Source organism: Cupriavidus sp. C2SS-8b (assembly GCF_057073745.1).
The window spans coordinates 91240-116229 of record NZ_CP172718.1 but is presented as its reverse complement, the minus strand read 5'-3'; the positions used below and the strand labels follow the sequence as shown (position 1 = coordinate 116229).

Sequence of the window (24990 nt, the reverse complement as noted above, 5' to 3'; positions counted from 1 at the left end):
CGGGCGGAGAAAACGAAATAAGTTAGGCGGTCACTACCCCAAAATGAATCGTGCAGCTTGTTCTCCAACGTAGATGGCCGGCGCCATCGTGTGGCCGCTAGTCAACGTCGGAAAGACAGAGGCATCGGCCACGCGCAAATTCTCAATGCCGCGAACCTGCAGCTTGGCGTTGACGACGGCCGAAGTGTCGTCATCGGCTCCCATCTTTGCTGTGCCAACTGGATGGAAAACGGTGGCGGCGGTCGCTTTGACGAAGGCGAGCAGATCGGCGTCGCCAGTCGTTGGGGCGGGGAAAACCTGTTCGGTCAGCGGTTTGAGGGCCTGAGTCTGCGTCAGCCGAAACAGCTGGCGCACGCCTTTAACCAGTGCATCGGCATCGTCCGATTCGCTAAGGTAGTTTGGGTCGATGACCGGCGCGTCGGTTGGATTGGCACTCGCCAGCCGCACCGTGCCCTTGCTCTTCGGGTGCAAGAGCACCACGGCGTAGGAGTAACCGGCGCGCGGCCCATTTACACCCGGGAACAGGTCATGACCTTCACTATCTTTCAAAGTAGGCTGGTACATCGGGATCAAATCGTACTCCGGCTGGCTTTGGCCGGGGGAGAGCGAGAAGAAGCCGATGCCGTTACCCGAGAAAAATGTCGCTGGCCCGGTACGATGGAAACGCCACTCTGTCATCGACGCAGGATCAGCACTCGGGTAGACAGGAACGGGCACCTCTTTGGGCGCGACAGCCTGGATGGCCACGCTCAAGTGGTCTTGCAGGTTGGCGCCGACCCCGGGAAGATCGGCCGCCACGGGAATGCCGTGTGCCCGCAGATGCGCCGCGGGTCCGATACCGGACAACATCAGCAACTTGAGCGTGTTGATTGCTCCCGCTGCCAACACGACCTCGCGGCGCGCCCGCGCAGTCCGCTCTTCGCTACCAACGGTGAACCGTACGCCAACCGCTTGCTTGTCTTCGATGATGATCTGCGAGGTGTGCGCATAGGACACCAACGTCAGGTTTGGTCGACGCCGCACCTCGGGCGTCAGGTAGGCATCGGCTATGGTGTGCCGATACTTATCCTTGTGGATGGTCTCGACCCGTGTCGCCACATAGGGACTGGCCCCGTTGATATCGCCTTTAGGCCCCAAGCCCGCTTCCACGAAGGCGTCGAGCAATAGGTCCGGGACATAGCCATCGGTGATCAGGGGCTCCATCACCACCGGGCCGTGACCGCCACGCAATGCGTCATCTGGGGCCCGCTCGGAGTTCTCAATCCGCTTGAAGGTTTCTGCAGCGGTTTGGGCATTCCATCCCTCGAGACCCAAGGCAGCCCATCGGTCGTAGTCGGCCAGCGCTCCCCGCGTCCAGAAGCCGACGTTGATTGCACTGCTGCCGCCGACCGCCTTGCCGCGCGGCGTATAGATCGATCGGCCGTTCAAATTGGCTTGCGAGACTGTGCTGTAGGCCCAATCGGCTTCTCCTCCCCATAGGGAATGAAAGGTGCCTTGGGCCCTCCCCAGTTCACTGTTGGACTCGCTACCGGCTTCCAGCAACAGCACGGTGCGGTCCGATCGCTCGCTCAAGCGAGCGGCTACGGCGACGCCAGCAGGGCCAGCGCCGACGACGATGTAGTCGTATGTCATCGCATCCTTGCAAGACGTGTGATCCTGGCAGAACTCAAAGCGCGGCGAGGGCTGCTGTGTTCGCTTGCAGCCAGTCCTCGAAGGACTGAGGTTGACGGCCGGTGATGTCCTGGAAGTCACCCGTGACTGCGGCAACGCGGCCGGCCTCTGTATTGGTGTCGAATGACGCGAAGACGCGAGCCAACGGCTCGGGCATGCCAGCTTGCACCATGCCTTGCACCAGGGCCGCCAACGGAATCTGCACGGCTTCGATCGGCTTGCCGATTGCTGCGCTCACCGCAGTAGCGATCTCAGCCTTGGTCAGAGACTTGGGCCCGGACAGAGTGTAGGTCTTCTTACCGGTCCCGGTGCCTGCGAGCACCGTCGCCGCAGCCAACGCCAAGTCGCTGCGAGCGATGTCCGCACTGCCTTGACCACCATCGGCCGCGTACCACTTGCCCGAAGCAATTGCAGGCGGCAGGAACAGGAACAGGTTCTCGAAATACCAATGGTTGCGCAGCACGGTCCAACCTGCCAAGCCACTTGCAGCAAGTGCCTTTTCTGTGCCCTCATGGTCGGGGGCGATCAGCAGCGGCGCCCTCTCGGGATTGGGAGCCGAGGTGTAGATTACGTGGCCGACACCGGCAACTTCCAGTCCTCGAATGGCGTTGGTGTGCTGTTCCAGCCGGCGACCATGGCGGTCCAGTGCGTCGGTGCTTACCAGCAGGGCGCGTTCGATGCCATCAAAGGCTGCAGCGAAAGTGCTGGGTTGTTCGAAGTCCAGCGCACGCGTCGCAACGCCCACGGCGGCCCAATCGGACAGTTTGGCGGGATTGCGGCTGGCGGCAACGATGCGACTGGCGGGAACCGACAGCGTTTCGGTCAGATGCCGCAGAACCAGTTGGCCGAAATGGCCAGAAGCGCCGGTAACGAGAATCAAACTGCTCACGAACAACCTCCTAACAGCGTGCTTTGAATTCCAAAACAGAATGCTAGTGATTACACTATATTTTTGGAAGTACGCACCAAAAGGTTAGTGTCATGCCATTGAACCCGCATCGGGAGAAAATATGCCGCAAGAAGCGCGCAGTAAAACCCTGACCGAAAAGGTCAGACTGGGCGAGTTGTTTACGGTTGACTGTCCTTCGAGGGACGTCCTCAAGCACGTGAGCAGCCTCTGGGGAGTGCTGTGCCTGATCAGCCTGCGCGACGGGACACTGCGCTTTAGCGATTTACGCCGCAAGGCCTCCGGCGTGAGCGAAAAGATGCTGGCACAGACCTTGAAGCGGCTGGAAGAAGACGGATTTGTCCTGCGCTTTTCTCATCAAGTCGTCCCACCATATGTGGAATACAGCTTGACTCCGTTGGGGCGTGAGGTTTCCGACCAAATTTCGACACTCGCCGATTGGATCGAACTCAATGTCTGGCGCGTGATGGAAGCCAGACGAGAGAAGGGCATCGCGTAATGCTGCTGCGTTCGCTGCATAGCACTGCAAGCCCCCTCTTAGGTTGCCCCTCTGGATAGCTTGTAGGCTGTCTGCCCGCAAGCGCCGCAGGCGGCGTCGCCTGCTCTGCCTCGTCTAGTCTTACTCTTGTTGTCAGAAGCGGCCGTAGTCGGCTGTTTCCGCTATTCGCCCCTTCCTATTCTGGATGAATACCGGCGGCCTGGATACTCTTTCCCCATGCACGCCGCTGAGCATCCATGAATGATGCAAAGGCGGAGGGCGAAGCAAAGGCTGGCTCCACAAGCAGTTGCTCGAGTTTGCTGCGAAATGCTGGCTGGGCGAAAGCCCTCTGTAGTGCGGCGCTGAGCTTCGCCACGATCGCCTCTTCCATCCCAGCAGGACCCACAATGCCACCCCAGGCCACAGGCTCGAACCTCGATAGCCCGGCGGTCTCCGCAGAAGCCGGCAGGTCCGGTAACAGCGGAGACCGCGTGCCACCGACAGTCGCGACTGCGCGCAGCTTACCGCCGGCAACTAGCTCTTTCGAAGCGGCCGCGTCAACCACCATCCACGTGACATTGCCTCCTATAATGTCGGCCATCGCTTGCGGTGTACTTTTGTAGCCAACGCTTTGCGAGGCCAACTTGGCCTCGCGCGCAATCGCAGCTCCGGCGACCTGGCCTGTACTATTGCCATAGGCGTACGACGTTGGCGACGTCTTTGCGTAACGGATCAGATCGCCGATGCTTTGGATGGGCAGCCTCGCATCAACCACAAGCGTAAACGGCGCGAGGAAAGTACGAGCGATCGGCGTGAAGTCCCGCACGGGATCGTAGCGCAACTCCTTGAACAGCCAGGGATTTGCCGAGTGCGATGTGTTGGTCGTGAAGAAAAGCGTGTAGCCATCCGCAGGCGCCTTCGCGACGGCTGCGGCGGCAATTTGTGCCGATGCACCGGGCCTGTTGTCAATAACGAAGGGTTGTTTCAGCACACTCCCCAACTCGGCTGCAATCAACCGCGCGGCCAAGTCTGCTCCGCCTCCCGGCCCGAAGGGGACAACGACCTTCACAGGCCGACTCGGGTATTGATCGGCTTGCGCTCCTCCGACAGGAGCCAGGAATAGGCTCAGGAAAGACACCAAAGCTGTTGACTTCAATCGAAAATCGGAACGCCGTGGTAGGCAGTGCTTAGGAATGATCGATTTCATGGGTTCTGAATACGGAAGGGGACCAGAGAGCCAGTGCTTCAGCCACGGCGTCAGGCTGTTCAGGAAGTAGCGCATGACCGGCATTTGCGATAACGCAGACCGTTACACGGCTACCCAGCGCGCTTGCTAGAACATGGGCAAATCGGCGCGGTGCGACGCTATCCTCAGCCGCCTGCAAATCGAGGACGGGCTTTCCGCCGGCCGCAAAGTAGGCGTCCACTGGGGTGCTTTCCCATGCAGCGAGTTGCATGGGCTTAATATGGGGGTACCACCCCCCGAGCCACACGCTTTCATCGTTCCCCGGTGCGAAGAACGCCTTGCGAAGGTGGCCGAGTCGCTCTTCTCGGCTTAGCGAAAGGTCTCCACTAGCTTTGACCGACGCCATAATGTCAGGTGGGATGATTTCCTCTCCTGGCGGTGCTTTACCAGCCGAGGCTGCGAGCAGCGCGACCCCCGCGACAGTAGCAGGCCAGCAGGTGGCTAGCATGCGCGCTACGAAGTTCCCATATGCATGGCCTGCCACTACCGGCGGCTCGTCGCAGGTTGCACGTATCACGGCCAGTACATCCTCGGCCAAATCTCGAAGGCTGGTCGCCACGCTATTGCCTTGACTTAAACTAAGGCCGCGAGGAAACGGACGAAGGACGCGAAATCCGCGCTGCGCAAGCCGCTCGGTGATCCCGTCGAAATCGGCTGGACCTCTGCCAAGGGACGGCAGCAGAACAATGCATTGCCCTTCCCCTTCGTCCAGATATTCGACTACGGAGCCGTCGTGGCTGACTATTCGTATCTGATTGTTCATAAGACCTCCTTGCACGAAAGCGCCGGGTCGCCTCCGTCAGATGATCGGAAGCTCGTCGCAGATGAACATTTCAATCCGGCCAATGAACTCGACCCCATCGTTCGTCAGGGCTTTCCCGTCAGGACTATCGAGCGCGCTATGCATACTGTCTCGATTGTCGAACCATAATTCCGCGATGCCATCGACGCCCACGCCTTGCGAAGGGATGTCCGGCCTCGTCAAGGTACCGTCGACGGGGCACACGACGTACTTCCTGATACCTTCCACCGCGAGAGCGAGTGGCGCGTGATGGTCAACCCACCGCCGGATGAACTCCTCATGTGACAGTTGTTCGGAACGGGTGAGAAGGGCAACGATCTTGATCATAAGTTGCAGCCGACTTATCGAGCGAGGGATAGCCCAGGACGCTGTCCAGTGAATCCGTCCTTGACGGGGCTATAGAAGTAGAAGGTGATCTTTCGCGAAGCAAACTTCCATTGTCCGTTGACCCTTTCGAGCACATCGTCGTAATGCCCGGCGGAGAGGAAAGACACACCGTCGGTAACCGACCAATATTCCATGGAAATGCGGCCCGTGGCCCGGTCGCCGGCGAGGTCCAAAGTGCCGTTGGAGCAGAAGTGCCAAAACTGCTCAGCGATGCGTGGAACATCCTCGGAAAAGAAGCGGTGAATCGCGCCACGCCCGACGACCCTGTGCAGTCCGTCAAATACTCCCTCCGAGGTAAACAAATCCGCGAAGGCGTCCCACTCCCGGTTGTCCAACAGTTGACAATACCGTCCACGGAGGTCCGCGATAGCCAGGCGGTCCTCAACCGCAAGCACTCTCGCCTCGATGTCGGGTTGCATATCTTCTCCTCGAATATGGCTGCCTAAGACGGGTAGGTGTTATTGGTCCAGACGCGCGCCAGAGTCCAGAACGCGCTTCTGCTGAACCGGACGCTGGGTTTTCAAGAACGCAGCGAACTCGGCCGGGGACGACCCCACCGGGACCAGCGCAAAGGGATCGATGTTTGTCGCCCGAAACTTCGGATCCATCAGGACCTTGCGGGTGTCTTTGGCGATCTTGTTGATGACATCCAAGGGAGTTCCAACTGGCGTGACCAGAGCGACGATGTAGTTTGCCTCGGGGTCTGTGATTCCAAGCTCCCTAAACGTGGGAATGTCCGGAAGTGCCGCCAATCGCGCTTCAGAGGACACCGCTAGACCGCGGAGCTTTCCCGCCTTGACGTGAGGCTCGATCATCGAGCCGCCGATCACACCGGCTTCCACCTCATTCGCGAGGAGAGCTTGCATAACCGGCGCGCCACCCTTATATGGAACGTGAGTAAAGTGAATGCCGTACTCCTTTCCAATCGCCGCGAATGGCAGATGCGTAGGGCCGCCAATACCAGCGGAACCATAAGTCACTGACTCCTTTCCCCGCGCGCGCGCCTGCTCGATAAAATGCTTCATCGTCATCGCTTTTGACTGGGCTGGCACGGTGAAGACCAGTGGTGCCTTGACCAGTTGCGTCACCGCCGCGAATTGCTTCGCGGGGTCGTAAGACAGCTTGGTGTAAAGAAACGGATTCAGCAATAACGCTGCCTCACTGGAGACGAACACCGTGTAGCCATCGTTGGGCGCTCGGGCCGCCAAATCAGCGCCAATAATCTCATTTGCGCCTGGGCGATTGTCCACCAGTACTGGCTGCTTCCACTCAGCGTGGAGCGCGTCCGCTAGGGCACGCACAAGGACGTCGATTGGACCTCCGGCAGAGTACGGCACGATAAAGGTTACCGGCCGCGATGGGTAACCTGCAGCAACTGCTATGCCATTCGCGACGGCAAGAAGAATGCCCAAAACACATTTCCAGACGTGCTTCATTTTATGTCTCCTCTAACGGCATTTCGCCAGGCTAGTAGTCCCGCCGTGAGAAACTGCGGACGTGCAATGGCGCGGCGGGCACCCGCCGTCGTCTCACTGGTAACCTTACGTAAGAATGACTTTCTGCTCTACCAGCCTGCGGGCTCGTACAGAAAGCCACTGCCCTCTCGCCTGACAAAACCGCAGTAGGGGTCGCCGAAATGGACTGGCAGAATTAAGACTTCTCTGTCAGCAGCATCGCTCAGCAAAGCATGCCGCGTGCTGCGCGCCTGGTCTGGCCAGATGCAATAGCCCGAATTCATCTCAGGGTATGCAACTTGGAGAGGGTTGTGCAGAACGTCCCCGCTGAAGAGCGCCTCATCGCCCCGGGATCGCAGACGGTATACGACCTGCCCCGGACTATGACCTGGGGCCGGCTCGCAGTGCAGGCAATCGCCGACTTCCATACCCGGCATGACCATCTTCGCCAGGCCCGCATCCACGACGGGCATCACACTATCGAAGAATGCGTCGCCAAAGACGTCTAGACCTTCGACCTTGTTGCGTCCAGACTCGCAAAACTGGAAATCGTCTCGCGGCAAATAGTAAGTGGCGTTTGGAAAGGTCGGCGTCCACCGGTTGTCCTTCCACGTGGTGCACCATCCTACATGGTCGACATGAAGATGCGTCAGCGCCACGTGCGTGACCTTCTCGGGGGGCGCACCCGCGGCGTGAAGCCATTCAAGCACCAGCGTGTTGAGCATATGCATGCGAGCGAGCCCTGGCCTTGGCTTGTGATTGCCCACACCTGCATCTACCAAGATAATGTTGTTGCCTGCATGAACGACCCAGAACTGGACCGTAAGAACGAACTTGTTCATGTGCGGCACCCAGTGGTTGGGGGCCATCCATGAGGCATTGCTTCGCAGAATCCCTTCTTCCGCGTCAGGCAGGAGGAACTTTGGATCGTGAGTCGGCCCGGAATACTCTAGGATGCGAGTGACTTTCAGGTCGCCGATCATGCGGGATTGCATCATCATCGCGCCGCCCCTTAGCGAGGCAGCGCAGACGGGTGCCGTGCCAAGGGCGTAACCGTTGTGCTGAAGTAAGGGAACATCGGCAACGACGACAGCAAGGTATGCAGTTCGTCGTGATCTATACAATCCCACACGCTGATGTTGGCCATGCGTCCTGCGACCCGCCACAGGTGCAGAAGCTTCCCCTCCTGTTGAAGAACATGAGCACGCTCCTGTTCGCGGTCGCGCAGCGCGTTTAGCGTGGCTGCGTCCATGTCCGGCGGAAGCCGGACTTCTACGTGAGTGCAGTAAAGCATTGTGCGTCTCCTTCTTGTTTGCTTGTCAAGCCGCGACGTATCGCTCGCGTCTCCAGTGCTCATCGTTCGATAGAAACTCGGAAACCAGTGCCGCGGCGCTTCGGTTGGCGGCTACATAGTCCGTAATCAGCGCGCTCACGAGGCGGGGGCTGCTGACCGACATCATGTGCCCGCTGGGAACTGAGATTACCTCCGCCTCGGCAATGGCTGACAACCGCTCCACCTCGGACCGCGGGCGCAAGGGGTCATGCTCTCCCGCCACGAACACGGTCCGGCCAGGGAGGTTCGCAAGCGACTCCTCCATCTGCAGGTCCGCAAGCATCCGTAGGGTATGCGCCAGGCTTCGAGGATCTGTAGCAAACCAGCGGGCACGGTAAGAAGCATCCGAAGCACGATCCCCCTGAAGCGCCTCCGGATAGGCCCTATCCAGCATCGCGGCCGCAGCACGCGTTCCGCATCGCTCAATCTCATCAGCGAGAGACCGCGTGGCATCGCGCGCGCCAGCGGCGACACCGCAGGCTGGCGCCATTGCGAGCAGATGACTCACCTTTTCTGCGTGCTTAGCCGCGAACCCGATTGCGACCGCAGCCCCCACGGCGATCCCGGCCAGCGCAATCCGGCTATGCGCGCCTACACGATCCAGCAGCGCATTGAGGTCGTTCGCATGGTCGTCCACGGTGCAGGGGGCCACCACCTTCTCCGACATGCCGGCCCCTCTGACGTCGTAGCGCAGCACATTGAACCGCAAGGTGAGCGTCTCGAACACCCCGTTCCAGCTCTCCAGGCTGCCGCCCATCTCATGGATCAACACCAGAACTGGGGCGTCACCCGATAGCGCACTCCACTGAAATCGTATGCTTACCCCATTGACTTCTGCCCAGTCCAGGTTCGAAGTCTCACCGAAACGCAGCGACATCAGTGATCTCCCTTCCTTGTATCAGCGCAAGAATTCCGTTGGTACCGTCAGGCACCTGGAACATTCTCGCATCGCGCCAAAGCCGTTCGAGCCCGAGTTCAACACTGATTCCCATCGCCCCGTGGATCTGCATTGCCTTTTGGATAGCGCGCTCGCAAGCCTGCGTCGCATACCGTTTTGCCATCGCCGAGGTGCCGTTCGGACGCCTCCCGCGATCGATGGCATCCAGCGCATAGAAGCAGAGAAGCCGTGCCGTCACGATTTCCGTCTCGATCTCCGCAAGATCCTGCTGCACCAGTTGCATGCTGGCGAGCGACCGCCCGAACTGGCGTCGCGTAACAGCATACTCCCGCGCCATCTCAAATGCCTTGCGCGCTAGGTGAACGGTCATCAGCCCGACCAAGGGACGGTTACCGTTCCACCCGAGCGTGAGTTGCGTCGCAGCGTCGCCGCTGCCCTCGCCTTGCCCGAGCACGCTCTCGCGCGGCACGCGGGTTCGCTCGAATACCATTTCCCCCAAGTGACCCTGCTGCAAGCCCATCACGGGCGTTTCTCGCACCTCGAATGGTGAGATATCCCGATCCACGAGTACGCGACGGACGATCGGCCTGCCGGAGTTGTCTGCGCCCTCCACACAGGAGACATTCACGACGTCGGCGATCGAAGCATTGGTAATCCACATCTTCCGGCCTGTGATGTAGGCGTAATCCCCCTCGATCTCCACCTTCGTCGTTACTGCGCGCGAATCCGAGCCTGCCTGTGCCTCGGTGTTGGCGGTGCAGGCGATCTTGCGACCCGAGATAAGGTCGGGAAGGAAGTCATTGGCTACTGGCGAATTCCCGCCCGCATGAATACGCGCAATGGTCCCCTCATGCGAGAGGAGCGAAAGCGCCAGCACCGGAGGTAGCTGCTCGAGTATTAGCCCATAGTCAACCATCCCTAGTCCGCCACCGCCTGCGGACTCCGCAAGTCGCGGCGCGAGCACGCCGAGCTCCGCGAGGCTGCCATAGAGATCCAGCATGCTTGCCTTAGGCAGCGGCGCATCGGCACGATGCGCCGCCAGCTTTGGCTCGATCGCCTCGCGAACGAGCCGATTTGCTGCGTCCGCCATGGCCTGCTGGTGACCGGTTGGCTCAAAGTTCATCACATCCTCCCTTCAAATACCCGCGAGGGCTATCACGTCAAGTTCGCCGAGGCCGGCGCGCAGCGGGCGCAATTGTTCGTATTCCGGCGAATCCCACATCGCCTGAATCGCGTCCATTGAAGGGAATTCAAAGATCGTGATGCGATCCGGGGTGCACTTCCCCTCGAGAACATGTGGATTCGAGCGCTTAACCAAATACTTTCCGCCAAAGCGGGCAAAAATGTCACCCACTTGGCTCTGATAGGGCTCCCAGCCCTCGGACTTAAGTATCTTGGTGGAAACGATGAGGTATGCGGCCATTGTTGTCTCCGGATTGGAATCATTTTTACCTACGGTCAACCGCCAACGTAGCGCGGCTTTCGCTTCTCGGCGAAAGCTTGCCGTCCCTCCAGCCGGTCTGGGGAATCCCGCAGCAGACCCCACTGCTGATTGGACAAGCTGACGAAGTCACGCGGCGCCAGGTGCGCTGTTTCGAGCGCCAATTTCTTCACTACCTGGACGGCTAACGGACCATTCGCCGCGATCCGTTCCGCCAGCGCCATGGCGGCGTTCTGTAACTCCGCGGCCGGCACCACGTCGCTGACGAGGCCGATACGTAGTGCCTCCTGCGCATCGATACGGTCCCCCGTCAACGCCATTTTCATCGCGTGCGCCGCGGGAATCGCGCGGAGCAAGTACTGAACTCCACCAACTGCTGGCACGCTCGCCACCTTCACTTCTGGTAAAGCGAATGACGCGCTTTCGCTGGCAATGCGGAGGTCGCACTGCAAAGCCAGCTCCATCCCCCCGCCGAGGCAGTACCCGTTGATTGCGCCGACGATGGGCTTCCAGATCTCCAGGTCGCTGAGGTCGACCAAGCGCGTGTAACCACATTGTGTCGCCTCCTTGCGGCGGCTCTTGAGCATGCCGTTGGCGAAGCTCTGGGCCGGCGGGTTGGTGGCTTTGAGATTGGCCCCAGCACAAAATGCCTTGTTTCCCGTGCCCGTGAGGACAATGGCGCGAACGCCGTCGTCATCTTGTGCCTGCACCAGAACCTGGCGAAGTTGAAGCAAGTCCTCGATTGTCAATGCGTTCAGGGACTCCGGCGCGTCCAGCGTGATCGTGACAACATGACCGTCGCGCCTCGTTTCGATTGCCATACTATTTCTCCTCAAACACTGGGACTGGACAATGACCGGCCACCACAGACGTACAGCGTCTGGCCGGTGATATACGACGCGCCGCGGTCGGCGAACATCAGGACAGCATGCGCCACGTCTTGCGGCTGGCCGATTCGACCCACCGGTACGCTCCTCCGGAGCCGGTCACGCACCTCGTCGGTATAGGTGTTGAGTAGCGGCGTCTCAACGATCCCCGGTGCAATGGCATTGGCCGTGACGCCTTCGGAGGCCAACTCGATTGCCAGCGAGCGTGTGAAGCTAACTACCCCACCCTTCGCTGCGGAATAGTTGGCCTGCCCAAAACCGCCGAGCCACGCGCGCGACGAGATGTTGATGATCCGTCCGTGCCGCTGAGCAAGCATGCCGGGAATCGCTTCCTTAACACACAGAAACTGCGACTTCAGATTGGTGTCGATGACAAAGTCCCAATCCTCGACCGTCATACGGGTGATCCGCTTGTCCCGGCTGGTCCCAGCGTTGTTCACCAGGACATCAGGTGCCTTCCATCGATCGGTGACGGCAGCGAAGCCCGCTCGTACGCTTTCGGCCTTGGTCACGTCTACCTGCAATGCGATGAGGCTATCGGGATGCCCGAGCTCCGCCATCGCTTCATTCAATGCGTCGAGGCTCAAGTCAAACATGGCAGCACGGTATCCAGCACCGAGCAACGCGCGGGTGATGCCCAGGCCTATCCCCCTGGCCCCGCCTGTCACCACGGCCACCTGTCCCTCATTCGTATTCGTGGCGCTCATGCCATCGCTCCTTCGAAAATTGCTGCCAAGCCCTGGCCGCCGCCAATGCACATTGTTTCCAACCCGTACCGAGCCTTGCGTCGTCGCATCTCGTGCAAAAGCGTCGTCATGATTCGAGTTCCGGTAGCTCCGATTGGATGCCCGAGCGAGATACCAGAGCCGTTCACATTCACGCGCGGGTCACCGTCTAACTTCCACTCACGCAGAACGGCGAGCACTTGTGCGGCAAATGCCTCGTTCACCTCAATGAGGTCCATGTCCTCCAGTGACAGACCCACTCGGTTGCACAATCGCGCGACAGCGGGAACCGGTCCGATGCCGAAGCGCAGTGGATCACATCCCGCTGCCGCCCAGCCGACTAGACGGGCGATGGGCTGCAAATCGTGGGTGCGCATATATTTCTCAGAAACAACCAGACATCCGGCCGCAGCGTCGTTCTGCTGACTCGCATTCCCGGCGGTGATCGTGCCTCCGGGCAGCATCGGCTTGAGCTTGCTCATCTGCTCGAGGTTCGCGTCATGGCGGATCCCTTCGTCCAACGAAACGAGCACAGTTTCGCCCTTTCGCTGCTTTACCGGGACTGGTACCACTTCCTCCGCAAAGCGGCCGTCCGCCCATGCGGCGGCGGCTCGCCGGTGGCTGGCCACCGCATACTCATCCGCTGCCTGGCGTGAAATGTCATACTGAGCCACCAGACTTTCGATACCTTGCGCCGCACCCGAGAATGGCCCAAAACGCTCCTCGGGTTGAGAGCGAACCCGACCTCGATCCAGCCTGTCGTAGAGCTTTGCATCCCCCATTCGATGCCCCCAACGCATACCGGTTGTATAGAACTCAATGTTGCTCATGCTCTCTACGCCAGTGACCAGTACTGCATCCGAAATGCCAGTCTGGACCTGCATGGCGGCCTCGAGCACGGCCTGCAAGCCAGAACCGCACCTCCGGTCCACGGTATAGCCGGCGAGTTCAATAGGCAGACCGGCCAAGAGGGCTGCATAGCGACCAATGCAGGGGGCCTCGCTCGAAGAATAGGACTGGGCCACGACGACGTCGTCAAGCGACTGCGGGTCGACCCCGCTGCGCCGGACCACTTCGGTCATCACATGGGCCGCGAGATGGTCTGCTGTGACAGAGGCCAGTGCGCCACCGAACTTTCCGATCGGTGTGCGCACCGGGGCCACGATAAACGCGGTAGAGGAGGTCATTGCTTGATCCGAAGGTTTAATTTACAGTTTTGTAGCCGTGCATTTGGCCTGTCACCATTCTGCTGACGCGGCCCCCTCTTCGCAATTTCGACTTTTGAAAGCACCGCTTTCATACCTAGAAGAACTATCATGGCTTTTCACTTCGACATCAGTGACTTTCGGCTCTTCGTCAACATCGTGGAGTCGGGCAGTCTTACCCGCGGTGCGGAACGAACATTCCTGTCACTACCGGCCGCCAGCCAGCGATTGAAGAACTTCGAGGAGACCCTCGGGTTGAAGCTCTTGATCCGTTCCGCGCAAGGTCTGCAAGTCACCGAAGCTGGCAAGGTCTACCTTGAACACGCCCGGCGCGTGCTGGCGCAGCTCGATTTGCTCACCAGCGCCCTGCAGGATTTTGGTGCCGGCATCAAAGGAAAGCTGCGGCTGCTCGGAAACACAACAGCCGTTACCGAATTCCTGCCAGCAGTGCTGGGTTCCTATTTGCTAGACCATCCGGACGTGCAGATGGAATTGCGGGAACGGACCAGCGATGACATCGTGCGCGCAGTTCGCGAGGGTGCCGCCGATATCGGCATCGTTTCCGGGATGGTTTTGATGGATAAGCTGCAGACGCTACCGCTGACGTCGAGCCGCACGGTCGTTATTGCTCCACTGGGTCACCCTATCCTGGAGCATGAGCAGGTGTACTTCAAGGAAGTGCTGGATTACGAACAAGTGTGCCTACCGGAAGGCAGCGCAATTCACGAATTCTTGCTACAGAAGGCTAGCGCGCTGCACATGCCGTTGTCGGTGCGCGTTCAGGTGTCGAGCTATGACAACGTCTGCAGGATGGTGCAGAGCGGCATTGGTATTGCGATTGTTCCTGTCACCACCGTGAGCCGGCCTGAATTCGCGGAGCGTCTTGGGGTCTGCGAACTGCTCGACCTCTGGGCGCGGCGAGAGTTTTTTATCGTCGCACGGGACTTCCAGGGACTACCCCGCTATGCGACGGAGTTTGTCGAAGCGCTGCGCGAGCACTTCGACTCGCAAGTCAAAGCGATAGAATCGTAACGAGGGCGACGGCGGAGTCTCCTCCCATCTGCCCTCCGTTGTTCTCGGCCAAGGCGACTTTGGCCCCTGGCCTCTGCCGTGCCCCGGCCTGTCCTCGCAACTGATGCGTCAGTTCTACAATCTGTGCAGCACCTGTAGCGCCTACAGGATGTCCTCGACTCAGCAGTCCACCGCTAGGGTTGACGCTGATGCGACCACCGATGTCGGTAGCGCCGGAGCGGATCAGTTCCGGTGCAGCGCCTGGCGAACAGAAGCCGAGATTTTCATAGTGAATCAGTTCGGCCGGCGCCGACGCGTCGTGTAGTTCGGCGACATGGATCTCTTCGGGACCGATGCCGGCTTGCTCGTAGGCTTCGCGAGCGGCACGCACAGCAACAAGTTCCGCCCCCTCCTGTCCCGTTGCCGAGACAATCGAGCTGGCCCGGATAAATACCGGTCGCGCTCCGACCCTGCGCGCATACTGCTCCGAGCAAACCAGGATCGCTGCGGCGCCGTCTCCGATCGACGAGCACATGAATAGCGTCAGCGGATCGCTCACCATACGGCTAGCCAGCACCTCCTCTACTGACGTCTCTTTGCGAAACTGGGCCGTGGGATTCAAGGAGCCTGCGCGCCGACTCTTGACGCACACACGAGCAAAGTCAGTGGGCTCCGCGCCTGTCTTGGCCATCCACTTACGGGTCTTCGCCGCGTAGATGTCCATAAACAAGGTGCCGCTGCCCGACCCCAGTTCTGGCGGCAACGGCTCTTCCAGATCGACTCCCTTGGCAAACGCACCAAAGGACACCGCCTTATCCTCATGCGAGAGCTTCTCGGCCCCCACTACGAGAGCGGTTTCGCATTGCCCAGATGCCACTGCCAGCCACGCCAGATTCAGCGCCGTACTGCTGGAGGCGCACGCGTTCTCGACGTTGTACATCGGCTTGCCCGCGAGTCCCGTGTTGCGAAGCGACGATTGAGCACGGATCATTTCCTGCCCGGTCACGACGCCGGCCGCGGCATTCCCAAAGAAGACACGCTGTACCTCTTCCGGCTTCACATTGGCGTCCGCCAGGGCTAGTTGCACCGCCTCCTCGCACAGTGATTTGAGATTTCGGTGTATGAACTTTCCAAACGGCGTCATACCGACGCCTGCAATCACAACATTTCTCATGCTTTTCTCAATTAAGCTGTGCGCCAGAAATCTTGACCCGTTCGGCTTGAATGGGACGGCTTCTTTCCAGCCAGTCCCGGAATTCCGCAGGGGTAGATGCAATGGGCGTGAAGGCAAATGGTGCCAGGTATTTGACTCTAAAATCCGGGCGCGACATCACACCCCTAACGTCCAAGGCAATCTTCTCAATGATGTCGTTCGGTGTTCCCGCAGGAGCGGCAAGCCCGACCATGAACTCCGCCTGCACGTCCTTGATTCCGGTTTCCGCGAAAGTCGGGACCTGCGGCAACGATGGCAGTCGCGCGGCGGCAGAGACGGCCAGCCCTTTGAGGCGACCACTGGTGATGTATTGCTCCGCCACAGATGCGGCCACGGCCGCCAGTTGAACTTCTCCGCCCATCATTGCTTGCAGCAATGGCGCCGCTCCCTTGTAAGGTACATGCGCCATGGCGAGGCCGTTATCCTTCGCCAACATTGCCAGTGGCAGGTGCGTGGCACCGCCGACACCGGATGAGCCATAGTTCACCGAGTTCGGGCTCCTTCGGCGAACTTCGGCGATAAACTCCTTCAGCGTGGTAGCGGGAAAGTCAGCCGGTGTCACCAATACCATCGGCACCTGAACCAAACGTACCACCGGCGCAAAATCCGATCTGGGGTTGTAGGGAAGCTTACTGAACAGGAATGCGTTCATCATGATTCCCGATTCCGAACTCGCCAGCAATGTGTAGCCATCCGCCGGGGACTTGGCAACCACGTTGGCGCCGACGCTCTCGTTCGCGCCAGGCCTGTTTTCAATGATCACCGGCTGCTTCCATTTCTCCGACAGATCATGAGCGAGCGCACGCAGCAGCGTGTCGAACGGACCTCCCGGTGGATACGGTACGACGATCTTTACGACCTTGCTCGGAAAGGCTGGCGCAGCAGACGCCGAACCGAACGCCAAGGCGAAAACGACAAGAATGGATTGAAGGATCTTTTTCATCATGTCTGCGGCCACAGTGGGACGTATGAGTTCGAGAGGTCAAGTGCGGGCTCGCAGTCGGGATCGAATGAGAGCGCTGCGCCAGTAGCCGCCTGCAATGCAGCTTTCGTTACGCCCTCCGCCATCTCCACGACATGTAGCCCAGACTCACGCACCTCGATCACCGCCATGTCGGTGTAAATTCTGGACACGCAGGCAAGGCCGGTGACGGGATAACTACACTCCTCAAGGATCTTATGGGCACCCCCCTTACCGGTATGCGCCATCAATACAAAAATCTGCTTTGCCCCCGCAGCGAGGTCCATGGCGCCGCCTACGGCGGGTACGGCAGATGGATCCCCGGTATGCCAGTTCGCGAGGTCGCCCTTCTCTGACACCTGGTAAGCGCCAAGTACGCAGATGTCGATGTGCCCACCGCGCATCATCCCAAATGATTGAGCGTGGTCGAACAGCGCGCCACCGGGAAGTAACCGGATCGGCGATTTTCCCGCGTCTACGAGATCCCAATCCACGTCCGATCCGGTGGCCTTGACCCAGCGGCCCAACACGCCGTTTTCGCTGTGCAGAAAGACTTCGCGTTCCGCAGGGATGTAGTCCGCGACGAGGGTTGGCAGGCCAACGCCAAGATTAACGTAGGTCCCTTCCGGGATATCTCGGGCGGCGCGCGCCGCAAGCTTTAGTCTTGTTTCCAGGTTCATGATGCTTACTCAGACGTTGACGGTCAAACCGATTGGGAAACGGGGCACGACGCGGTGTACAAAGATCCCAGGGGTGACCACGCCTTCAGGATCAAGGTCGCCCAGCTCAGACACGTACCCGACCGAAGCGACGGTGCAGCTTGCCGCTGTGGCCATAACCGGGCCGAAGTTGCGCGCCGTCTTACGGAATGCCAAGTTGCCCCAGCGGTCGCCGCGCTCGGCGCGAACTAGGGCATAGTCAAGGCGGATCGGCGCCTCGAGGACATAGCCTCGTCCGTCGATCATCCGCGTTTCCTTTCCTTCGGCCAGCAGCGTCCCGAAGCCGGTGCGGGTGAAAAACCCCCCGATGCCTGCGCCTGCCGCACGCAAACGTTCAGCAAGATTTCCCTGCGGCGTCAACTCCAGTTCGATCTTTCCGCTCCGGTAAAGATCGTCGAACACGTTCGACCCGGGCATACGCGGATACGTGCAAACGATCTTACGCACAAGCCCTGCCTTCAGAAGCGCGGCGATGCCAATTTCCCCCGAGCCCGCATTGTTGGTAACGATCGTGAGGTTGGTCGGCGCGCGCGCGATGAGCGCATTGATCAGGTCCTCGGGAACCCCCGCTCCGCCAAAGCCGCCAATGCCGATCACGGCGCCGTTCGGTACGTCATGCAACGCGGCGGACGCGTCTGCGAAAACTTTGTTGATCATGGATTTGCGCTCTGTTGCGTTGTGATGGAATCAATCTTGCCGAACGAGCCCAGATCACACAATTTCGAAATATCGAAGCGTCGCTTTCGTCTAGCTTGAACAGCCTACCTGGCGGGCCGCAGCGCTAGCCGCCGAGTGCGCGAGCCGGGTGCTCTTCGCCGATTTCTCGCAAAAGCTTGCCGTCGAGCCATGCGAGCAGGTCCTCCACCACTGAGCGGTAGATCAACTCATACGTGTTACGTGTCACGTATCCTAGGTGCGGAGTCGCAATAACATTGCGTAGGGAGCGATACGGATGATCAGGCGGCAGTGGTTCCTGGTGAAACACATCGAGGCCCGCGCCGGCTATCCTGCCTGCCGCAAGAGCGGTAATCAATGCAGCTTCATCGACAATCGGTGCGCGCGATGTATTGATCAGAAACGCGCTGGGTTTCATGGCGGCGATCTCCTCCCGACCTACGAGCCCCAGCGTCCGCTCCGACAGTACGCTGTGGATCGACACGAAGTCGGATCTGTGCATCAACTCCATGAGGCTCCCGCAGCGCTCCACCCCGAGCTCGACACATCGTTCTTCGCGAAGGTTTTGACTCCACGCGATGACAGGCATGCCGAAGGCGCGCGCGATAGCACTGATACGCGCGCCCAAGCGCCCCAGCCCAATCAGGCCTAGCGTGGCACCGGACAAGTCGACGCCTATTGCACACTGCCATCCAACTGCATTTCGGAATGCGTCAACTTCCCGTGGCACATTGCGCGCCAGTGCAAGCAGCAACGCCCAGGTCAGCTCCACCGCCGGTGTCTCCAGGATCGGTGTTCCGAGAACTGGGATACGGCGCACTCTCGCTGCGTCCACTGCGAGAGCTCCATTTCGATGCCCTGCAGTCACGATTAACCTAAGATGCTGGAGCTGCTCAATCACTTCCCGGCCGAAGGCGGTACGCTCTCGCATTAGCACCACGATGTGGTAGTCCCGCAGCGCATGAACGGGGTGCTCTACGCCTTCCAGGCGCTCGTGAAAAAAGGTAACGTCGATCCGGTCTTGAACGAGAGACCAGTCGGCGCAAGTGGCTGCGGCGTACAAGTTGTCGTCCAGAACGGCGCACTTTAGACGGTCGGCTGTATTTGACATAGTACTTGGCTGAATCATGACGGTGCGCGTGCCAGCGCCGCATTCAGCGCTGCCCGGAACTCTATTGACGCCACCCTTTCGAGTTGCCGCTCGCACTCGTCGTCAAGCGCTTCACTTAGCGAGCCGTACGGCTTGGCCAACATCGCTTTGGTGATCGACCAGGCCTCGGGTGGTAATCGAAGCCACTGCTGAACGAGCCGCTTCGCCTCCATCAGCGCGTTGCCGTCCCCCACGATAGCGTCGGCCACACCAAGTTGCAGGGCCCGTGCAGCGTTCAGCTTCTCACCACCCAACAACACCCGACTAGCAACGCCCGTCCCAACTTTGGCGCGCAGCAGATACAGCGATCCCCAGTCTGGCACCAGGCCGAGCTTCACGAAGGGGAACAGCAAGCTGGCGCTCTCGGCCATCACGAGCGCATCGCAGGCGAGCGCCAAGCCCGCCGCCCCCCCCACCGCGTAGCCTTCCGCAGCCGCCACCACCGGCTTGCGCGAGCGCTTGATTGCCCTAACACAACGATGGGCGTTCCGGAGCAGTGCCTGCACGTCCGTCTGGGAGGCCCGCGCCAGTTCGCTCAGGTCGCCGCCGCCGCTGAAGTGGCCCGCGGCGCCCGTCAAAATGATCGCCCGCGTGCAATCGTCCTCGACAAGATGTTCGAGTGCACTCGCCAGCATCTCGCGCATCGTCCCCGTAAAGGCGTTGCGTCGTCCCTCGCGACAGAGTTCCACGGTCGCAATGTCATCCTCGTGGCTGATCCGGATCTCTTGCATCACGCGGGGCTCCGCAATTGCTGCATGCGTTGCATGGACGCATTTGCTTCGTCGATAATCTCGTCGAAGATTGCCTCTACGGGCTTGATTTCGTCTGCGAACGCCGCGGCCGGTCCCATATCGATCATCCCTTGCGACCAATCGCCGTCCACATAGGCATTGCGAACGATTGCCCCCGCGACCAATTCTCGGTACTGCTCGAAATCGGCCACACCGCTCGACTCAAGGGCAGAAACTTTGCGTGCTGCCTCATTGTCCAGCACCCGATGCTGCTTGCCGAACGAGCCCATGACCACGCGCGAGCCGGACTCCGACAGTCGAACAATGTGTTCTTTATAGGCGCGGTGCGCCCAGATCTCTTCCGCCACCACCATCCGCGACCCGAGGATGATGCCATCGGCACCCAGGCTCAGCGCCGCCACCAGATGTCGGCCGTCGCCCATCCCTCCCCCCACCACCAGCGGCTTACGAAGGGCGTCGGCAGCCAAAGGCGCTTGTACGATCTGGCCGACCATGTACTGGCCGGTGTGGCCACCAGCCTCGCCACTGATTACTGTGACTGCATCGACCTCTTCGCGCGCGGCGGTCATTGCATAGCGCACCGCCGGCACCTTGTGAATGACGATACAACCAGCGGCCTTCAGGCGTGGCAATAGCCATGCCGGATTGTTCCCCGAGGTTTCGATGAACCGGATACGCTCCTGCACCACGATATTGACGAATGGTTCAAGGAATTCCTTGACATTGGGCCGTCTCGGCAACGAGATGCTGACGCCGAAGGGCCGTCCTCCGGTCAGCTCCCTGCATTTCTGAATTTCGCGGCGGAAGCGCTCTGGCTCGTCCGGAAAAGAGAGGCATGTGATAAAGCCCATGCCGCCGGCATTGACGACTGCGGCGACATACCGGGCGTCCGCCAGCCACTGTAATCCTCCGCAAAGGATCGGATGCCGAATGCCGAATAGCTCCGTGACGCACGTGCGAAAGATCTGATCCCTCATCGTTTGGCGCTCCGCTTCGCATAGGGAGCGCGAATCTCGTCGGTATGCTCCCCTAGGCCTGGAGCCGGTCTCAGCCCTGACGACATTGGGCCACCAATGGGTCCGAACGTCATGGGCGGCACTACGTTCACCTCGCCGATTCCCGGCTGCATCACCTGAGCAGAGAGCCCCGCCCGCTTGAATTGCTCGGAATGTGTCACTGCCTGGTAGTCCAGAACAGGCGAGCAGATGATGTCCACTGACGACAATTTCTCTACCCACTGTTGCGTCGTCCTTCGCTTCAGCATCGGGGCGATCAACATGGTTAGCTCATGCCGATTGGCCACCCGCAGCGGGGACGTGGCAAACCGATGGTCGTCTACCAAGTGGGGCATATTCAGACAAGCGCAGAACGATCTCCAGCGATCCGGGTGATATGCCGCCACCAGCAACCAGCCGTCGGCGGTTTCATAGGCCTCGTTGGGCGCCGAATAGGGTGCTGCATTGCCTGTGCGTTCCGGTAAATCCCCCGATGTGAGATACGACGCGAGTGCCGTTTGTTGTAACTGCATCGCACAGGAATACATGCTGACGTCAAGCCACTTTCCCGATGCGCCCTGCGACCGCAGCAGCAATGCGTCAAGGATCGCCATGGTGGCAAAAAAGCCGGTCACCATGTCGATGACCGGAGCTTGCATCTTAATCGGCGGACCATCAGCAAATCCCGTCGTGCTCATGAGTCCTGAGACGGCCTGGATCGCGCCATCTACGCCAGGCCTCTCCCGATCCGCACCGGCCTGCCCATACGCGGAAATGCTGCAATAGATTAAGCCTGGATGCCGCGTCTTCAGCGTGGGATAGCCCAGGCCAAGGCGCTCCATAACTCCCGGGCGGAAGCTCTCCACAACGATGTCTGCGTCAGCTATCAAGGTTTGCGCAAATTCAACGTCCGCGGCGTCTTTCAGATCGAGAACGATGCCACGCTTGTTTCTGTTCAGAGCCAACTGGATAACGCTGTGCCCCTTAATCCACGGCGGCCCTAGTTGACGCCCCAGTTCGCCCGACGGCGGCTCGACCTTGATGACGTCGGCGCCGCGGTCGGCGAGCATCATCGTACAGGTCGGCCCTGCGGCAATTTGTGTGAAATCGATAACACGAAGACCTTCCAGTGACTCGTTCATTGCTCACCTTCGACGTTCGTCAATGCTTCCCGGTCCGCTCGCGCCCAGATTTCCATGCCGATCGGGTTCGTCATCTCTTCTAATATGTGCCCCACCAATCCAATCGAGCGGGCCATTACGCCAATGCCACGGACGATGCGGCACGGAATGCCCAGTTCACAGCAGATGGCGCCTATCGCGCCGGTTGCATTGATGGGAAGATTCTTCCCCGATTGGCGCTCGGCCTCTTTATGGATGAGCTGCATCAATTGCACGTACTGGCCATCTTTTCCACACTCTCTTGCGATTTCGAATAGCCGCGTGGCACGAGGATCGACAGGTTTGTGCACGGGATGACCGATGCCTGGGATGGTCTTGCGTTCAGCACGGAACCGTGTAATCACCTCTTCAGCAATGCTCTGCAATTCGACGCTGTCTCGTGAGGAGTGGCCGATCAGCGCGTCTTCGAGCATCTTCGCTGCTCCTTCCATGCTGCCGACAAAAACCGTCCCCAGCCCGCTTAGCCCCGCCGCGACCGCTGCTTGTATGGATTCGGGAGCGCCGGTGTACGTGAGCCTTGCAGCCAACGCGCTAGGAGTGATGCCGTGCTCGATCAAGGTGACGACACTGGCATTGAAGAGCCTTGATTCTTGCGGTGAAGGCAAGCGGCCCATGAGCACCAACCATGCCATGTCACCCAGGCTCACATTTCCCAGGATTTCTTCGGGAAGATCCAGGCCCCTCACGACTACGCTGTCGGGAGTGCTGTAGCCTAGCTTTGTCGAAATCGGATGCATCTCAGCATGCACGTTGGGCTCCTCTCCTGTTACCGGTTTCATTGCGCCTTGATACCTCGTGTCCTGATGAACTCCCCCCACTCTCGGTATTCGAGTAGAAAACGCTCCGCTCCTACCGATGGCTCCCCGAAGATCGGCCTAGCCTGATAGTCCCGCAACTTGGCCAGCAGCGCGCTGTCCTGCAGGGACTCTCGCACGTCACGGTTTATGCTCGCCACTAACTTTGGATCGATGCCCGCCGGCCCAATCAGCACCAGCCATCCAGGTGTTGGTGGGCCCTGGATACCCAATTCGTCGAACGTCGGAACATTGGGCATCTGAGGTGCACGCGCTGTACCGGACACCGCAAGCGGAGTCACCTTTCCGGAGGCGATCTGGTTCAGCGCACTGGAGAGGACACTGACCATCAGGCTGGTCTCCCCGGAGATCGTGCTCAGCATGGCCGGCCCCACCCCATTGAACGGAATGTGGCGCAACTGAATTTTCGAAGCCGAAGCCAGCATCTCCATGACAAGATGCGTGGAGTTCCCCATACCGCCACTCCCGTACGTCAACTCCCCCGGCCTCCTTCGTGCTGTGTCGATGAAATCGGCGTAGGAAGTCAGACCGCTTTTTCGACTAGCAAGCAGCACGAACTGCGCTTCCATGATCGGCGTGATGTAGGTGAAGTCTCTACGCAAGTCATACGGAACGGTGGGGTAGAGGTGCGGGTTGAATGCAAGAGGCGTGGATCCCGACACCAGAAGGGTGTAGCCATCCGGTTGTGAGCGGGCGACTTGCGACGTGGCAATCACTCCATTGGCCCCCGGCTTATTTTCGACCACGACCGCTCGCCCCCAACGCCTCGCCAATGCATCCGCAAGCGCGCGCGCGATCAGATCTCCCGTGGAGCCCGGGGACTGCTGAACGAGCAGGGTGACCGGTCTAGCCGGATAGGGTTCCTGGCCGTAGGCCTGCGTCATGAGCAAGACAGAAGCGGCCAACAACAGGCGGAGTAGCCTGAGCCACGGGTGCGTTTTCATTGAGTGTCTCCTAGAGTCGACGCACTTGCGGCGCCTTTATAGGAGTCTGCCCGCCTGAGCAGTGAGAGGCAATTTCGATGATTTGAAGCAGTGCTTTCAATCAGCGAACGCTGACCGCGGAGAGCGAGTACCTTATGAGGTCTGCGGTGTAGCGGCAGAGATACACGCTTGCTTCCTCGAAAGCCCTTGGATCGGCACTCCCCTGCCGCATGTGCACGGCCTCAATCGCGTTTCAAGCGAGTCGCGGCTGCACTATACGTCCTTCGGAAGGCAACCTGAGTCGAACCCCGCCCTGTCAGGCCCGGGAAGACAAAGGCCACGTCTTTGTCCGCAAAGGTCAAGCGTGGAGAACTGTTCACCGTAGATTGCCCGTCACGGGAGGTGTTCAGGGACGTCACCAGCCTTTGGGGTGTGCTGTGCCTGATCGCACTGCGCGACGGTACGTTACGTTTTAGAGAACTGCGCCGGAAGGCGACGGGGGTGAGTGAGAAGATGCTGGCGCAAACGCTCCAGCGCCTCGAGGAGGACGGGTTCGTGCTTCGCACTTCCCACTTCCTATCCCGAGGTCCCCCCGCGGGTGGAATACGACCTTACGCCATTGGGCGAGGAAACCACGGTGCAAGTGGCCAAACTGGCAGACTGGATCGAAGCCAATCTCTTCTAGGTGCAGGCGGGCAAAAAGGCAGGTTGGCTAACGAGGTTTTGGTGTGGGTGCAAACCAGAAGACAGCTGCCCGGCCGACCACGCACGTCACTGGCAGGGACCGCTCTTACGGCCAAATGAAGAAACAGTGCGCAGGTCCAGCTACATCCACCAGAAGAACGCAAGCTCCGCGATAGCTAAAGGAATGAGGATAAAGGCGACGGAAAGCCCCCCTTTGCAGTAGTCCCGATGCTCCGCAGATGTCATCACATGGGCGCTCCAGCAGCCCCCAACGATTAAAAGGTCTTCGACGCCCTCGTTCGAACGCTCATGACATAGGTGGCGCCTTCTAGCCATCGTCTCGATCCGAGTCTTCGCCGTCACACTTCGGCGCAATTGCGAATACGAACGCATCCGCAATAGTCCGAACTTCCTTAGTATTCGCATACCCTACCCCCGCTACAGAACAGGCGCCGCGACGAACTCCGACATAGCGCC

At 59.8% G+C, this 24990-nt stretch carries 27 protein-coding genes and 1 pseudogene; 3 read left to right on the top strand and 25 right to left on the bottom strand.

Annotated features, from left to right (window positions below; genetic code table 11):
* Positions 1 to 33: 33 nt before the first annotated feature.
* Positions 34 to 1632 carry a GMC family oxidoreductase gene (locus ACIGJB_RS30165; protein WP_483735082.1) on the bottom strand — a complete coding sequence of 533 codons (1599 nt, stop codon included), beginning with the start codon at positions 1630 to 1632 and terminating at the stop codon, positions 34 to 36.
* A gap of 34 nt (positions 1633 to 1666) precedes the next feature.
* Positions 1667 to 2560, bottom strand: a complete 894-nt coding sequence (locus tag ACIGJB_RS30160) for an SDR family oxidoreductase (RefSeq protein WP_483735081.1) — start codon at positions 2558 to 2560, stop codon at positions 1667 to 1669.
* Positions 2561 to 2681: 121 nt separating this feature from the next.
* Here ACIGJB_RS30160 and ACIGJB_RS30155 point away from each other — a divergent pair, with 121 nt between their 5' ends.
* Complete coding sequence (locus tag ACIGJB_RS30155) at positions 2682 to 3077, top strand: winged helix-turn-helix transcriptional regulator (protein ID WP_483735080.1); 396 nt, start codon at positions 2682 to 2684, stop codon at positions 3075 to 3077.
* A 175-nt stretch (positions 3078 to 3252) separates the two neighbouring features.
* On the opposite strand, the gene ACIGJB_RS30150 is transcribed toward ACIGJB_RS30155, so the two are convergent.
* The 13 genes from ACIGJB_RS30150 to ACIGJB_RS30090 form a co-directional block, all read right to left on the bottom strand.
* Entirely contained in the window at positions 3253 to 4263 is a 1011-nt protein-coding gene (locus ACIGJB_RS30150) for a Bug family tripartite tricarboxylate transporter substrate binding protein (RefSeq protein WP_483735079.1), read from the bottom strand.
* Positions 4244 to 5065: an alpha/beta fold hydrolase gene (locus ACIGJB_RS30145; RefSeq protein ID WP_483735078.1), complete on the bottom strand. Its 822-nt coding sequence runs from the start codon at positions 5063 to 5065 to the stop codon at positions 4244 to 4246. The genes ACIGJB_RS30150 and ACIGJB_RS30145 overlap by 20 nt, the downstream gene beginning before the upstream one ends.
* A gap of 36 nt (positions 5066 to 5101) precedes the next feature.
* Positions 5102 to 5431 carry an EthD domain-containing protein gene (locus ACIGJB_RS30140; protein WP_483735077.1) on the bottom strand — a complete coding sequence of 110 codons (330 nt, stop codon included), beginning with the start codon at positions 5429 to 5431 and terminating at the stop codon, positions 5102 to 5104.
* Positions 5432 to 5445: 14 nt separating this feature from the next.
* Complete coding sequence (locus ACIGJB_RS30135; RefSeq protein WP_483735076.1) at positions 5446 to 5910, bottom strand: nuclear transport factor 2 family protein; 465 nt, start codon at positions 5908 to 5910, stop codon at positions 5446 to 5448.
* A 39-nt stretch (positions 5911 to 5949) separates the two neighbouring features.
* A complete protein-coding gene (locus ACIGJB_RS30130; RefSeq protein WP_483735075.1) occupies positions 5950 to 6927 on the bottom strand; it encodes a Bug family tripartite tricarboxylate transporter substrate binding protein in 978 nt (325 codons plus the stop codon).
* A gap of 128 nt (positions 6928 to 7055) precedes the next feature.
* Entirely contained in the window at positions 7056 to 7943 is an 888-nt protein-coding gene (locus ACIGJB_RS30125; RefSeq protein ID WP_483735181.1) for an MBL fold metallo-hydrolase, read from the bottom strand.
* A gap of 14 nt (positions 7944 to 7957) precedes the next feature.
* Complete coding sequence (locus ACIGJB_RS30120) at positions 7958 to 8239, bottom strand: muconolactone Delta-isomerase (RefSeq protein WP_483735074.1); 282 nt, start codon at positions 8237 to 8239, stop codon at positions 7958 to 7960.
* Positions 8240 to 8264: 25 nt separating this feature from the next.
* Entirely contained in the window at positions 8265 to 9155 is an 891-nt protein-coding gene (locus ACIGJB_RS30115; RefSeq protein ID WP_483735073.1) for an alpha/beta fold hydrolase, read from the bottom strand.
* Positions 9136 to 10299, bottom strand: coding sequence for an acyl-CoA dehydrogenase family protein (locus ACIGJB_RS30110; RefSeq protein ID WP_483735072.1), 1164 nt, complete (start codon positions 10297 to 10299; stop codon positions 9136 to 9138). Before ACIGJB_RS30110 ends, ACIGJB_RS30115 begins: the two co-directional genes overlap by 20 nt.
* Before the next feature lie 12 nt (positions 10300 to 10311).
* Entirely contained in the window at positions 10312 to 10599 is a 288-nt protein-coding gene (locus ACIGJB_RS30105) for a DUF1330 domain-containing protein (protein WP_483735071.1), read from the bottom strand.
* Positions 10600 to 10634: 35 nt separating this feature from the next.
* On the bottom strand, positions 10635 to 11438 hold the full coding sequence (locus tag ACIGJB_RS30100) for an enoyl-CoA hydratase/isomerase family protein (protein WP_483735070.1): 804 nt from the start codon (positions 11436 to 11438) through the stop codon (positions 10635 to 10637).
* 11 nt (positions 11439 to 11449) lie between these two features.
* Complete coding sequence (locus tag ACIGJB_RS30095) at positions 11450 to 12211, bottom strand: SDR family oxidoreductase (protein ID WP_483735069.1); 762 nt, start codon at positions 12209 to 12211, stop codon at positions 11450 to 11452.
* Entirely contained in the window at positions 12208 to 13416 is a 1209-nt protein-coding gene (locus ACIGJB_RS30090) for an acetyl-CoA C-acetyltransferase (protein ID WP_483735068.1), read from the bottom strand. The genes ACIGJB_RS30095 and ACIGJB_RS30090 overlap by 4 nt, the downstream gene beginning before the upstream one ends.
* Before the next feature lie 129 nt (positions 13417 to 13545).
* On the opposite strand from ACIGJB_RS30090, the gene ACIGJB_RS30085 reads away from it, so the two are divergent.
* On the top strand, positions 13546 to 14466 hold the full coding sequence (locus tag ACIGJB_RS30085) for a LysR family transcriptional regulator (protein ID WP_483735067.1): 921 nt from the start codon (positions 13546 to 13548) through the stop codon (positions 14464 to 14466).
* On the opposite strand, the gene ACIGJB_RS30080 is transcribed toward ACIGJB_RS30085, so the two are convergent.
* The 10 genes from ACIGJB_RS30080 to ACIGJB_RS30035 form a co-directional block, all read right to left on the bottom strand.
* A complete protein-coding gene (locus ACIGJB_RS30080; RefSeq protein ID WP_483735066.1) occupies positions 14447 to 15619 on the bottom strand; it encodes a thiolase family protein in 1173 nt (390 codons plus the stop codon). The two genes, ACIGJB_RS30085 and ACIGJB_RS30080, sit on opposite strands and share 20 nt — an antisense overlap.
* A gap of 7 nt (positions 15620 to 15626) precedes the next feature.
* Positions 15627 to 16604 (bottom strand): Bug family tripartite tricarboxylate transporter substrate binding protein, encoded by a 978-nt coding sequence (locus tag ACIGJB_RS30075; protein ID WP_483735065.1) that lies wholly within the window; start codon positions 16602 to 16604, stop codon positions 15627 to 15629.
* A complete protein-coding gene (locus ACIGJB_RS30070) occupies positions 16601 to 17299 on the bottom strand; it encodes a 3-oxoacid CoA-transferase subunit B (RefSeq protein WP_483735064.1) in 699 nt (232 codons plus the stop codon). The genes ACIGJB_RS30075 and ACIGJB_RS30070 overlap by 4 nt, the downstream gene beginning before the upstream one ends.
* Before the next feature lie 9 nt (positions 17300 to 17308).
* Entirely contained in the window at positions 17309 to 17995 is a 687-nt protein-coding gene (locus ACIGJB_RS30065; protein WP_483735063.1) for a 3-oxoacid CoA-transferase subunit A, read from the bottom strand.
* Positions 17996 to 18119: 124 nt separating this feature from the next.
* Positions 18120 to 19076 carry a D-2-hydroxyacid dehydrogenase family protein gene (locus ACIGJB_RS30060; protein WP_483735062.1) on the bottom strand — a complete coding sequence of 319 codons (957 nt, stop codon included), beginning with the start codon at positions 19074 to 19076 and terminating at the stop codon, positions 18120 to 18122.
* Between the two features lie 62 nt (positions 19077 to 19138).
* A complete protein-coding gene (locus ACIGJB_RS30055; protein WP_483735180.1) occupies positions 19139 to 19894 on the bottom strand; it encodes an enoyl-CoA hydratase/isomerase family protein in 756 nt (251 codons plus the stop codon).
* Complete coding sequence (locus tag ACIGJB_RS30050) at positions 19894 to 20892, bottom strand: NAD(P)H-dependent flavin oxidoreductase (protein WP_483735061.1); 999 nt, start codon at positions 20890 to 20892, stop codon at positions 19894 to 19896. The genes ACIGJB_RS30055 and ACIGJB_RS30050 overlap by 1 nt, the downstream gene beginning before the upstream one ends.
* Positions 20889 to 22052: a CaiB/BaiF CoA transferase family protein gene (locus tag ACIGJB_RS30045; RefSeq protein ID WP_483735060.1), complete on the bottom strand. Its 1164-nt coding sequence runs from the start codon at positions 22050 to 22052 to the stop codon at positions 20889 to 20891. Before ACIGJB_RS30045 ends, ACIGJB_RS30050 begins: the two co-directional genes overlap by 4 nt.
* Positions 22049 to 22828, bottom strand: coding sequence for a citryl-CoA lyase (locus ACIGJB_RS30040; RefSeq protein WP_483735179.1), 780 nt, complete (start codon positions 22826 to 22828; stop codon positions 22049 to 22051). The genes ACIGJB_RS30045 and ACIGJB_RS30040 overlap by 4 nt, the downstream gene beginning before the upstream one ends.
* Positions 22829 to 22866: 38 nt before the next feature.
* Positions 22867 to 23850 carry a Bug family tripartite tricarboxylate transporter substrate binding protein gene (locus ACIGJB_RS30035; RefSeq protein WP_483735059.1) on the bottom strand — a complete coding sequence of 328 codons (984 nt, stop codon included), beginning with the start codon at positions 23848 to 23850 and terminating at the stop codon, positions 22867 to 22869.
* Between the two features lie 324 nt (positions 23851 to 24174).
* Here ACIGJB_RS30035 and ACIGJB_RS30030 point away from each other — a divergent pair.
* Positions 24175 to 24514: pseudogene (locus ACIGJB_RS30030) on the top strand (winged helix-turn-helix transcriptional regulator).
* Positions 24515 to 24990 lie beyond the last annotated feature (476 nt).